Source organism: Subtercola frigoramans (genome assembly GCF_016907385.1).
GTDB classification, from domain to species: domain Bacteria; phylum Actinomycetota; class Actinomycetes; order Actinomycetales; family Microbacteriaceae; genus Subtercola; species Subtercola frigoramans.
Genome location: NZ_JAFBBU010000001.1, coordinates 843,248 through 855,887 on the forward strand (window position 1 = coordinate 843,248; position 12,640 = coordinate 855,887).

The 12,640-nt window shown below is 63.1% G+C and carries 8 protein-coding genes and 3 pseudogenes; 6 read left to right on the forward strand and 5 right to left on the reverse strand.

Annotation, left to right across the window (positions count from 1 at the left end; all coding sequences use genetic code 11):
• Window positions 1-32 precede the first annotated feature (32 nt).
• From JOE66_RS04080 to JOE66_RS04095, 4 genes are read left to right on the forward strand one after another with little or no spacing between them, the layout of a single operon-like run.
• On the forward strand, window positions 33-731 hold the full coding sequence (locus JOE66_RS04080) for an urea amidolyase associated protein UAAP2 (protein ID WP_307827276.1): 699 nt from the start codon (window positions 33-35) through the stop codon (window positions 729-731).
• Window positions 732-745: 14 nt separating this feature from the next.
• Window positions 746-4,390, forward strand: a complete 3,645-nt coding sequence (gene uca / locus JOE66_RS04085; RefSeq protein ID WP_205106998.1) for an urea carboxylase — start codon at window positions 746-748, stop codon at window positions 4,388-4,390.
• Window positions 4,387-6,111 (forward strand): allophanate hydrolase, encoded by a 1,725-nt coding sequence (locus JOE66_RS04090; RefSeq protein WP_205107000.1) that lies wholly within the window; start codon window positions 4,387-4,389, stop codon window positions 6,109-6,111. The genes uca and JOE66_RS04090 overlap by 4 nt, the downstream gene beginning before the upstream one ends.
• 34 nt (window positions 6,112-6,145) lie before the next feature.
• Window positions 6,146-6,889, forward strand: a complete 744-nt coding sequence (locus JOE66_RS04095) for a TetR/AcrR family transcriptional regulator (RefSeq protein ID WP_205107002.1) — start codon at window positions 6,146-6,148, stop codon at window positions 6,887-6,889.
• Window positions 6,890-7,328: 439 nt separating this feature from the next.
• Here JOE66_RS04095 and JOE66_RS04100 read toward each other — a convergent pair.
• The 5 genes and pseudogenes from JOE66_RS04100 to JOE66_RS17770 all read right to left on the reverse strand — a co-directional run.
• Window positions 7,329-7,748, reverse strand: a pseudogene (locus JOE66_RS04100) (transposase); the annotation flags it as partial.
• A gap of 55 nt (window positions 7,749-7,803) precedes the next feature.
• Complete coding sequence (istB, locus tag JOE66_RS04105) at window positions 7,804-8,562, reverse strand: IS21-like element helper ATPase IstB (RefSeq protein ID WP_205107004.1); 759 nt, start codon at window positions 8,560-8,562, stop codon at window positions 7,804-7,806.
• Window positions 8,562-9,770, reverse strand: coding sequence for an IS21 family transposase (gene istA, locus JOE66_RS04110; protein WP_205106297.1), 1,209 nt, complete (start codon window positions 9,768-9,770; stop codon window positions 8,562-8,564). The genes istB and istA overlap by 1 nt, the downstream gene beginning before the upstream one ends.
• A 57-nt stretch (window positions 9,771-9,827) precedes the next feature.
• Window positions 9,828-10,679: pseudogene (locus JOE66_RS04115) on the reverse strand (IS256 family transposase); the annotation flags it as partial.
• A gap of 99 nt (window positions 10,680-10,778) precedes the next feature.
• Window positions 10,779-11,057: pseudogene (locus JOE66_RS17770) on the reverse strand (Tn3 family transposase); the annotation flags it as partial.
• Between the two features lie 197 nt (window positions 11,058-11,254).
• Here JOE66_RS17770 and JOE66_RS04125 point away from each other — a divergent pair.
• Window positions 11,255-11,728, forward strand: coding sequence for a hypothetical protein (locus JOE66_RS04125; protein ID WP_205107006.1), 474 nt, complete (start codon window positions 11,255-11,257; stop codon window positions 11,726-11,728).
• Window positions 11,728-12,471: a hypothetical protein gene (locus JOE66_RS04130; RefSeq protein ID WP_239518215.1), complete on the forward strand. Its 744-nt coding sequence runs from the start codon at window positions 11,728-11,730 to the stop codon at window positions 12,469-12,471. Before JOE66_RS04125 ends, JOE66_RS04130 begins: the two co-directional genes overlap by 1 nt.
• Window positions 12,472-12,640: the final 169 nt, after the last annotated feature.

The window sequence follows — 12,640 nt, forward strand, 5'->3', positions numbered from 1 at the left end:
GCACGCTCTCGTCGACGGTCCCGATCGGCGCAATATTCGCCCCTGACACGCCACTCGAGCCGTCCGGCCCGCTCGTCGGCACCGAGATCGTGCTCGATGAGACGGTAGCGCCATGCGCGCCCTGGTCGGCGATCGTGCGATCCGGCGACGTCCTCACGATCGTCGACGTCGGCGGAAACCAATCCGCAGACTGTCTCATATTCAGCGCGGCCAACTCGGATGAACGGTATTCGGTTCCCGACACTCTCGCCTGGCAGGGCAACGCCTACCTGCGAGAAGGGAGCGTTCTGCGATCGAACCTGGGCCGGCCACTGATGACGCTGATTGGTAATGAGATCGATCGCCAAGACACCATCGGGGGCGCCTGCTCGAAAGAGTCGAACACGCTGCGTTACGGCTACCACACCGCGTACCAGCACGCCTGTCGAGAGAACTTTCTGACCGAGGCGGCCAGACACGGGCTCGGTGCGCGAGACTTGGTCTCGAACATCAATTGGTTCATGAATGTGCCAATCGAACAAGACGGCTCTCTCGGAATCGTCGACGGCATGTCAGCGCCAGGTAAACGAGTGGCCATCAAAGCTGAAATGGATGTCCTGGTCATCGTCTCGAATTGCCCGCAGATGAACAACCCGTGTAACGACTTCAACTGCACGCCGTTGCGGATGATCGTGACTGCAGCGGGCTCTCCGATAACGGCCGGCAGCTCTGCCGACGCCGTCACCATCTAACCGGCAGGCACCTCATGAGTTTTGACACCCTACTCGTCGCCAATCGTGGCGAGATCGCCCGGCGCATCATCCGCTCAGCGCGGAGCCTGGGCCTTCGCACGGTCGCCGTGTACTCCGATGCCGACCGTGCCGCTCCGCACGTGCGTGAGGCCGATGAAGCGGTACGGCTGGGCCCGGCCCCTGCCGCGGACTCGTACCTCAACGTCGACGCCATCATCGCTGCCGCGCACCGGTTCGGCGTCGGTGCCATTCACCCGGGTTATGGTTTTCTGTCGGAGAACCTCGAATTCGCCAAGCGTATCGAAGCCGAGGGTATCAGCTTTGTCGGCCCGACCGTGCAGCAGATTGCGTCGTTCGGCGAGAAGCACACCGCTCGCGAACTCGCGGCGGCGGCCGGGGTGCCCATGCTGGCCGGAACGGGCCTGTTGTCATCGGCCGACGAAGCCGTGGCTGAGTCGCAACGCATCGGGCTGCCCGTGATGCTGAAAGCGACGGGCGGCGGCGGCGGCATCGGAATGCAGGCTTGTTTTAGTGTCGAGGAGGTGCTCGACGCCTACGACCGCGTCGTGCGGCTCGGCGAGAAGAATTTCGGTTCGGCCGGCGTTTTTCTCGAGCGCCTCGTCAGGCCGGCGCGGCACGTCGAGGTGCAGCTGTTCGGCGCCGGAGATGGCCGTGTCGCGATCATCGGCGACCGCGATTGCTCTCTGCAACGCCGAAACCAGAAAGTCATCGAAGAGGCGCCCGCGCCCGCGCTGCCTGAGCACGTGCGTGACCAGTTGCACGAATCCGCTCGTGCCCTCGCTGCCTCTGTGAACTACCGCTCAGCCGGCACGGTCGAGTTCGTTTACGACCCGATTCGCGAAGAGGCGTCGTTTCTTGAGGTGAACACGCGGCTTCAGGTCGAGCATCCGGTGACAGAAGAGGTCTACGGTGTCGACCTGGTCGCGATGATGCTGCGTCTCGCCCGCGATGGTGCAAATGGTCTCGAGCCGAACGCGTTCACTCGCACCTTCGAACCTCACGGTTTTGCGTTTGAGGCCCGCGTGTACGCCGAGGACCCCGCGAAGAACGGTCTGCCCAGCTCGGGACTCGTCACCCAAGCCGTGTTTCCCGGGCTCGGTGTCCCGGCGCTTCACGGTGTGCGCGTCGACGGCTGGATCGAGACCGGTCTGGAGGTCTCGCCCTTCTACGACCCGATGCTGGCAAAGGTCATCGCCGTCGCCGCGACGCGCGATGAGGCGATTGATTTGCTGCGCGAGGGGCTGGATTCAAGCCGCGTCGATGGCGTTGTCACCAACCTCGGGCTGCTACGTTCACTCACCGACGAAACAGCCCTGCGCTCAGCCACTCATTCCACGTCAACGCTTGAGGTGACCGTCGACCCAGACCCCCGCATCGACGTCATCGAATCAGGAGCGATGACGACCGTGCAAGATGTCCCAGGCCGCACAGGCTACTGGCAGGTTGGCGTTCCCCCGAGCGGGCCTATGGATGCCGTCTCGCTCATCGAGGCGAACCTCGCCGTCGGTAACCCGTCCGGTGCGCCGGGCATGGAAATCACCGCGACCGGGCCGACACTGCGGTTCAGCACGCCCTCCCTCATCGCCCTCACCGGCGCACCTGCAGTGGCTACCATCGACGGTGAACCGATCGCATTCTGGGAACCGGTTGAAGTGCCGGCAGGCGCGACACTGACGATCGGCACACTCGCCGGCCCCGGGCAACGCGCGTATCTTGCGATCCGCGGCGGGATCGATGTGCCGCTCTACCTCGGCAGCGCTTCAACTTTCACGCTCGGCGGATTCGGCGGCCACGCCGGGCGTGCCCTGCTACCCGGGGACGTGCTGCGGCCGGGTTCACCGGACTCGGAGGCCGAGCATCCGGCGTTTGCCGACGCCGCCAGGCTCAGCGAGCCCAGCGGCCCCACGCCGATTAATCGGCGCCCAGCTCTGACGAACACCTGGCAGATCGCCGTGACCGAGGGCCCGCACGCGGCTCCCGAGTTCTTCACGCGCGAGGACATGCAGACCTTCTATGCCACCGACTACGAGGTGCACTACAACTCGGCCCGCACAGGTGTCAGGCTGATCGGGCCACGCCCGAAGTGGGCGCGTAGTGACGGGGGAGAGGCGGGGCTGCACCCGTCGAACATCCACGACAACCCGTACGCTGTTGGTGCTATCGATTTCACCGGTGACACCCCGATCATCCTGGGTCCTGACGGGCCGAGCCTCGGCGGGTTCGTCTGCCCTGCGGTCGTTGGAAGCGGTGACCTCTGGAAGCTCGGGCAGTTACGCCCAGGAGACACGATCAGGTTCGTGGCAATTCGGGAGGCCGACGCGGCCGACCTGATCGAATACCGTTCTTCTTACTCGGTGGCAGGCCGCGGGGGTGACGGTGACGACGGTGTGATCGCACGGCTAGAACAGACCGATGCGCGTCCGTCGGTCACGTATCGGCGTGACGGCGACGACAACCTGCTCGTGGAATACGGCGACCTCACCCTCGACCTCGGGTTGCGCATGCGAGTGCACGCGCTGATGACGAAGCTCAACGACGAAAAAGTCAACGGCGTGATGGAGCTCACGCCGGGTATCCGGTCGCTGCAGATCCACACGGACCAGGCGGTTCTCAAGGCCTCGACGCTGGCAGGCCTCCTGCAAGAGGTGGAATCAGAGATCCCGGCAACGAACCAGCTGGTGGTGCCCTCGCGCACAGTCAGGCTGCCGCTGTCGTGGGACGACCCGGCCACGCATCTCGCCATTGAGCGTTATATGAACGGTGTGCGCAACGACGCCCCGTGGACACCGTCGAACATCGAATTCATCAGGCGTATCAACGGCCTCGACTCTGTCGACGACGTGTACAGAACAGTGTTCGATGCGTCGTACCTGGTGCTCGGGCTCGGCGACGTGTACCTCGGCGCCCCTGTGGCAACGCCGCTTGACCCACGGCACCGACTCGTGACCACGAAATACAACCCGGCGCGCACCTGGACGGCCGAAAACTCCGTGGGCATCGGAGGCGCGTACCTGTGCATTTACGGTATGGAAGGTCCTGGTGGCTACCAGTTCGTCGGCCGGACCGTTCAGGTCTGGAACCGGTTCAGGCGGGGTGGCTTGTTCGCCGAGAACCCGTGGGCGCTGCGCTTCTTCGACCGGATCAACTGGTACCCGGTGTCAGCGGATGAACTGCTCGAACTGCGCGCCGAAACCGACGCTGGCCGCGGAAACTTCGAAACGCACGAGGGCACCTTCGCGATCGCCGACTACCAGAGCTTTCTCGATGAGAACGCCGCTTCTATCACCGATTTTCGATCCACCCAAACACGCGCGTTCACCGAGGAGAAAGAGCGCTGGCACGCCTCGGGTGAGTTCGACGTGCGCCCCGATACCAAAGAGCCCGTGCCGGCGGATGCTGTGGTCGTGCCCGATGGCGCCACCGGTGTTTCAGCACCGTTCACTTCGACGGTTTGGCAGGTCTCCGTTTCACCGGGCCAACGCGTCAGCGCCGGCGAAAAGGTCATGTCGCTTGAGGCAATGAAGATGGAATCGACCGTGGTAAGCCCCACCGACGGCACCGTTTTGGAAATCTACATCGAGCGCGGCGACCAGGTCGCTCCCGGCCAGGTTCTGCTGTCCATTGGAGCGAATTCATGACAATTTCAGCGGTTTCTCGGGTGCAGCTCGCTTATGAGCGCATCCGGCAGCTTGACCGGCCCGAGATCTGGATCACGCTCCGCGACGAGAGCGACGCCCTACTCGAGGCAGCGCTGATCGATAAGCGACAGTTGGTAGGTGAGGTATTGCCGCTGGCCGGTCTCGCGGCGGCAGTCAAAGACAACATCGACGTCGCCGGGCTGCCAACCACCGCCGCGGCACCGAGCTTTCGCTTCGAGCCGGATTCCGATGCCACCGCCGTGGCCCGGCTCCGAGCCGCAGGGGCCGTCATCATCGGCAAGACGAATCTCGACCAGTTCGCCACCGGGCTCGTCGGAACGCGCAGCCCTTACGGCGCTGTGAGAAACGCGTGGAACACTGCCCGGATCTCAGGGGGTTCCAGCTCAGGCTCGGCCGTCGCTGTGGCGCTCGGGATCGTCGATGTCTCACTGGGCACAGACACCGCCGGCTCCGGCCGGGTCCCGGCCGCGCTCAACGGAATCGTCGGCGTCAAACTGACCCGCGGGCGTATTCCCACGACGGGTGTCGTGCCAGCCTGCCGCACACTTGACTGCGTCACAGTGTTCGCCCGCGACCTCGATCTCGCTACCCGTACCGCGGAGATGCTCGCCGGCGCCGATGGAATCGACCCATTGGCCAGGACCGCTGCGGAGCTCGCGGCGGTCAGCCTCGAAGAAGTGACGATACCTCCCCGGCCAAGGGTTGCCGTGCCGCTGCCCGCACAACTCAATGGTCTGGCGGAGGGTTGGGCTACGGCCTTCGACGCGGCAGTCTTTCAGCTGAGCGAGACGGGGGTCGAAATCGTCGCAGTTGACATCGAACCGCTGCTCGAAGCCGCACGACTCCTGTACGAAGGAGCCTTCGTAGCCGAGCGGTTCGCCGCTGTCGGCCAGCACATCGATTCACATCGCGACTTGATCGGAACTGACCTCGACCCGACGGTCTCGAGCATTGTGCTCGGCGGGGCGACGAAGCTCGCGTGGGAGTACTACGCAGACCGCGAGCAGCTCGATCTGCTGCGGCTCGCCTCTGAAAAGGTGTTGGCCGGATGTTCAGCTCTGCTCACTCCGACCACCACGTGGCATCCGACGTTCGATGAGCTCGCGGCCGACCCCATCGGGGGTAACAGCCGTCTGGGGCGCTTCACTAATTTCGCCAACCTGCTCGATATGACCTCACTCGCCGTGCCCGCCGGTGTCGTCGATAACCTTCCTTTCGGCGTGATGTTCACGGCACCAGCATTCCACGACCTCGCCGTGCACCAGCTCGCCGGGCGATTGATCTCCAGACGCATCGAACTGCTGGTCGTAGGTGCGCATCTGAGCGGCCAACCGCTGAACCACCAGCTGATCGCTGAGGGCGCATCGTTCGTTCGTGACGTGAAGACCGGAGCCGATTACGCGCTCTACGCGCTCGACACCGTTCCTCCGAAACCCGGACTGCTGCGCATCGGCGACGGCGGAGACTCCATACGCGGCGAGGTTTGGTCACTGCCCGCGGCAGGATTCGGCCGATTCGTCGCAGGATTGCCGAATCCGATGACAATTGGACCCGTTGCGCTCGTCGACGGAACAAGCGTCAGCGGATTTCTCTGCGAACCGATCGCCATTCAGGGCGCCGAAGACATCAGTTCCTACGGCGGCTGGCTCGCGTGGCGGCAGGCCGTTGAAGCTGACACCCAACTCCCGGTAAAGGTGTGAATCACTAAGCGGCAGGCGTGGAAGACTTAGATCCATGAGCGCAGCCGAACCCCGCGCCTCGGCACGCGCCGGACGCCCTCGCGCGAATAGCACCGACCAAGTCTCGTCGCTCACGGGTCGTGAGCAGATCTTGGATGCGGCAGCAGCGCTCTTCGCCGAACTAGGCTTCTCGGGCACATCCACGCGCGCTATAGCCGATCGGGTCGGGATTCGCCAGCAATCTCTCTACTACCATTTCGCCGGCAAAGACGACATTCTCGCCGAGTTGCTCAGCGATTCCGTGCACCCGAGCATCAACTTCATCGACCTCATCAAGGCGCGCGTACCAGCCCATGTGAGCGCGGCCGGCGCATTGTTTGCTTTAGCATGCGTCGACATTCAAACGTTGCGCCGTGCCCGGCGCAACATCGGCACCCTCTACCTGCTACCCGAGGTGCAGGAGCCACGTTTCGAAGCTTTCCGCGCCGAACGCACATCTTTGCGTGAAGCATACGGGCAACTCGGCACCGCAGCCGCGTCACCCGAAATAAGGCCGCTCCTTGACCCAGCAACCATCGGTACGATCTTGATGCAGATTGTCGAGGTGGTCATTCAATTACGGCGGAACGGCGAGCGCACCATCGGCGACGACGACCTCACGATCGCGACGACATGCCTCCGCGCGGTAAGTCTCACCACGCCCGAGATTGAACGAGCGCAAGAGGAAGGCCGAAATCTCCTGCAATCAAGCTTCGCCGATACGCGCCCCAGTCTGCTCAGCCGCCCCAGTGAAAACTAGGGCACGATCAGTGAAACTATCGCGCGTCTAACTGATTGAGCCACCCAAGTCGGGGGTTGGGCAACGAATAGCTCGTTCGGAGAGCAGGCGCGGAGGAAACCGTCAAAAAATCGGTGCAGGATGGAGCACCGTTTCCTGGCTACGTCAACCCAACTTGGACCCAGCTGGGCGCGGCGGTTTCTAACTGTCGTTGCAACACCTGAGTAGTTTCAGGAGTTATGTTGTCGTCTACGCGCGTCGTTCAGAAAATGGTTGGCCAAGCAGGGAAGAGCGCGGAGCGGGCCCGGTATAGGGGTCTTGGTAGTAATGGAACAGGATTGAGCGCTAAGCCGATCACGTCAGTCTGAGCCTGACCCGGTGGTCGGTTAGTTCTCTCTCGGATCGGTCACGTCCCGCTGTGTGGTGGAGTTTCTCGACACCGTGCGGGTCAGTTGTTTGATTATGCGGCGATGAGTTCTGGGAGCGCAACTTCTTGTTCTAGCGTGTCGGATTCCGCGATATCCATCGAGAGGAGCGCGGCCATCGACGCTTCGGAGAGGTAGCGGCGGTCGCCGGCTTCCCACTCGTCGTGTTGCTCGACGAGGACAGCGCCGGCGAGGCGGAGCAGGGCTGCGGGGTTCGGGAACACACCGACGACGTCGGTACGGCGTTTGATCTCTTTGTTCACTCGTTCCATCGGGTTCGTTGACCAGATCTGTCGCCAGTGCTTCGGCGGGAACCCGGCGAACGCGAGGAGGTCTGGGCGTGCGTCGTGGAGCATGCTGGCGACTTTCGGATGCGACTTTGTCAGCATCGTGGCGACCTCGTCGAACTGGGCGTTGACGTGCTCTTTGTCGGGTTGCGCGAACGCGGTGTTAACGCCAACTCAATATGGGGCCACGGTTGCCAACTGAAAACAGGGCCACGTGGTTTGTTTAGTCTGTCGTACTTGTGATTGTTTTGTGGCCGCGGAGCCGGTAGCTTGTGCCTTTGAGGCTGAGTACGTCGGCGTGGTGCACGACGCGGTCGATCATCGCTGACGCGATGGTCGGGTCGCCGAATACTTCACCCCAGCGCCCGAATGGCAGGTTCGAGGTGAGGATCAGTGACGCGTGTTCGTACCGTGATGACACGAGTTGGAAGAACAGGTTCGCGGCGTCTTGATCGAACGGGACGTAGCCGACCTCGTCGATGACGAGCAGGCTGTATCTGCGAAGCCGGGTGAGTTCGGCGGCGAGCTTGCCGCGGGAGTGCGCCTCCTGCAGCCGGGTGACCCAGCCGTTCGCGGTATCGAAAAGCACTCGGTGGCCGGTCTTCGCAGCTTTGATGCCGAGCCCGATCGCAATGTGCGTCTTCCCAGTGCCAGGGGGTCCGAGGAGGATGACGTTCTTCGCTTCCTGAAGGTAAGTGCTCGTGCCCAAGTGTGCGATGAGGGTGCGGTCGGCGCCAGGCTGGTGGTCGTAGTTGAACTCTTCCAACGTCTTGAAACCGGGAAACCGGGCAGCCTTGATCCGAAGCGTCGCCCCTGATGCTTCCCGCTCGGAAACCTCGCGCGACAGCACGGCGGCGAGGTACTCCTCGTGTGACCACCCGTCCGCGCGGGCTTGCTCGCCGAGCCGGCGGAAACCCTCACCGACCCGAGGCGCTTTCAATGCACGGGCGTAGTACTCCAACTGGGATTCGAGCTCGGACATCAGGCCACCTGTCCGGTGCCGAAGAGGTCGTCGTAGGAAGCAAGATCGCGGGTTTCGACAGCTTCCAACGGCCGGTAGCCGCGGACTTGTTTGAACGCCTGCCGCAGCACTGCCGCCTCGGCAACATGGGCCGGATCGGTGACGATCAGCTGGCGGGCCCACTCCCGCTGATGCACCGCGATGACAGTGCCGTCATGGGTGACAGTGACCTGGTGCAGGTCAGCAGTAACATCAACGATCCGACCGATCATGCCCGGACTGACCGAGTAATCGTTCGTGAAAACCCGCACGTAGTAATCCCGAGGCAGCCTGACCGTGTTCCGGAACAGCACCTCCGGTGGCACCGGCGACAAGGCCCGCATCGCGGCCCGATCACGGCCGACAAGCTCGGCGGGTTTCCCGCGCCGTGAGCGCGAGTAGCGGGCATTCGCGACGGGCAACCAGTCAACGAGCTGGTTGTTGAAATCCGCTGGCGATGCGAAGCTGCGGCCGGGCATGAACCTCGAGCGGAAGAACTGATTCATCCGCTCGACCATGCCCTTGGACTCCGGATCCCGCGGTGGCAGCAGCACGATCTTCGTCCCCAACGTGCCAGCGAACGCGGCAGCGGGCTCGGTGAGCTTACGCCGGCCGATACCGGTCTCGTTATCCCAGACCAGCCGCTCCGGCACCGCGCCGGCCTGCTGCAACAGCTGCCACATCCCGCCGAGGAGGTCGGGGGTTGTCCGGGAGGGCAGCATCAACGCTTGGATGTTCCCCGAGAACGTCGACGTCATCACCAACACCGGCGGCATGCCGTGCTGATCATGACCCAGCGGGATCGCCTGGTGCGGGAACCACAGATCGCATTGCACCTGCACACCGGGCTGGTGATCGATCCGGTCAGCGGGATCCGGCGGCAGATATTCAGGCCGGATCGCTGCGACCCTCAACCGGAACAACGACGACGAACCCGACCACCCCACCCGCTCCGCCAGGGCTGGCGACGGCATCCGCGGCGAGTCGGTCAGCAGCTTCCGAACCGCCGGTGCGACCTCATCGAAACTCGACCCCGTCAACGCCCGCTCATACCGCGGCACCCGGTCAGCCTGCAACGCCCGATCGATCGTCCCTCGCGAAACGCCAAGCCGTTTCGCGAGTTCTCTTTTCGAGTGCCCGCCCGACGCATACAACCGACGAATTTCTGCCCAGTCATCCAAAGTGATCACCTTCCATAGTGGTTGGTGGCCCTGTTTTCAGTTGGCAGTACTGGCCCTGTTTTCAGTCGGCGTTAACAACGCGGTCCGGATGATCGACGCGACCATTTCCTGCGACGCACGCGGCACAACAGCGAGCACGTTGCGCATGAAATGCACCCGGCAGCGTTGCCACGACGCGCCTTGGAAAACGACACCGATAGCTTTCTTCAATCCGGAGTGCGCGTCAGAGATGACCAGGCGCACCCCGCCGAGCCCGCGGGCCTTCAACGTGCGCAGGAACTCGGTCCAGAACGCCTCGTTTTCGCTGTCACCGACGTCGAAGCCGAGGACCTCGCGGCGCCCGTCAGCGGCGACACCGAACGCGACAACGACAGCCTGGGACACGACCCTGTGATTGACGCGGGCTTTGCAGTACGTGGCATCCAGGAACACGTACGGGTACGCCAACGCTGATAGGTCGCGGTTCCGGAATTGGCCGATCTCTTGATCAAGATCAGCACAAATACGGGAGACTTCGGACTTCGATATGCCGGTGTCAGCGCCGAGCGCTTTGACGAGGTCATCGACCTTCCTGGTCGATACGCCGTGCAGGTACGCCTCCATCACGACCGCGTACAACGCCTGGTCCACCCGCCGCCGACGCTCGAGCAGCGCGGGGAAAAACGAGCCCTGCCGCAACTTCGGAATCGACAGGTTCAGATCCCCAGCGGTCGTCGTCAGGGTTCGCGGGCGTGACCCGTTTCGCTGAGCTGTGCGGGCATCAGAACGCTCGAACGGTGCGGCACCGATGAACGCGGTCGCTTCCGCGTCGATCAGTTGCTGGTAGAGCGTCTCAGTCGCGACCCGGATCCGGTCGGGCACGTCGGTGAGTTTGAGTTGAGCGAGGAGTTCGAGCAGGGCAGACTGGTCCAGAGCCATCGTGTGTTTGTGTCTTTCTGTGAGTAGCTTTGATCGGTTCTCACTGACCATCACACGATGGCTCATCACGTCGACGAAGCGACACTCAAGCCCGAGAAACTACACCACACTCAGGGACGCAACCCTCGGATCCGTAGATTCGCTTCGCAGTGGCCGAAGTTCCATGGGGGTGGGTGCGGTGAAGGCATAGCGACCGAGCATGTTGATGTGGGCGTCCCCGAGTGGGGACAGTCGGGCGACATCCAATTCGGAGTTCTCTTGTCCTGCCACGCGGAGTGTGGTGATTGCAGTGTCGGTGTAGCGGATGTTCCAGAGCACGACGGCGTTTAGGACGAGCTGGAACGAAGCCACCTCTGAGTTCAGGTCTTTCGCACAACTATTCCGGCATCGGTATAGTTGTGCATATGCCCGAAGAGAGCGTTGCTGATTTCGCGGGGCGGGAGGGGATCTCGCCTCGCCGCGTGCGTGCGCTCATTCATGATGGCCGGCTTCCTGCCCGCCAGGTCGGAGGGCAGTGGCTCGTTGATCAGGCATCTGAGTACCGGCCAGCTTCGAGTCGACCCCTCAGCGCGCACATGAGAACCTTTCTGGTCGGTGCCCTCTCCGGCCAGGAACTCATTGACGCATCTGCAAGCGATCGTTCTCGCCTGCGCGGGTACTACAAACAACTGCGTGAGTCCGATCATCCAGATCGCCTTCTTGCCGGGTGGGTGCCACAGCGCCCCGTGCTCAAGCTTGCTGTTGCCCCGAGTGACTTGGATGACCTCGGCCAGGATGCCCGGATCGTGAAGTCCGGGTTCAGTGACCCGCGTGCTCAGATCGCTGCGGCTGGGCAGCTTGAGGTTCGAGTGGCCGCGGCAAACCTGGCGTCCCTGCGCCGCGATTATCTGTTGCGTCCTTCCGACCGGCCCAACGTGTTCGTGCATCTCACTGACGAGCGGTCGCCCTCGCCTTTGCCTCTGGGTCTGCTCTTGGTCGATTTGGCGAATCACGACGGTGTGCGGGAGAGGTCGCGTGTGGCCGAGTTGCTTCGAGATACCTCGGTCTGATGATCGTCGCGCCTGCAACGACTCCGGCACAGGCCGAGGCTTGGCATGCTCTGTTCCGTGTGTACGAGTACCACCCGGTCGGCTGGGCGGTAGTCGGCGGACAGATGGTGCATTCGCTCTGTTGGGAACGAGGAGCGAACCCGCCGCGGCCGACACAGGATGCTGACACCGTTCTGGATGTGCGAGCGAAGCCCACCATGCTCTTCGACTTCACGAGCACCCTGCAAGCTCTCGGGTTCGAATCTGCCGGTGAAGCACCCTCTGTCACTGAGGGTGCGAAAGGGGTGCAGCACCGGTTGGTGAAGGGTGACGCGCAGATCGACGTATTGATTCCGAGGTTCTTGGGAGAACGGGCCGACAACCGTCTTGGTGTGACCGGCGCCCGCACGATAGCCGCGCCAGGTGGTCAGGGGGCACTGGACCGAGCCCAACCAGTGGATTTTGAGATCAATGGCGTTATGGGGACTGTTCTGCGGCCAACGCTTCAGGGAGCGATCGTTGCCAAGGCATCGGGGCTGCTTATCGGTGAAGGCGCAAAGGGCGACCGTCACCTGAATGACCTGGCTATTCTGGCTTCACTGGTCACCCGTCGAGACGCTGTGAGCGTTGGGCTGCCGAGAACAGAACGGATCCGCGTGAGGAGGGCGCTAAGCGCCATCCTCGAGCGACCGGCGCTCCATCTTGGAGTTGGTGTCGACGCAGCCACTGTCGAAGCCGTTCGCGAGCAGTTCTCTGTCCAGTGACGACCGGTTCGCCGGGCCGCGTGGTCCCAACAAGAACCCAACATCTCGCTGTCTTTCGCCGTAATCGAACCTCGCCGAAGAAGGTCGAGATCCGCGAGATTGCGGTGCTGCGACACCGACCGGCGACATCCTCAAAGTAGCGCCGTCGTATACCGCCCTCGGCGCGCAG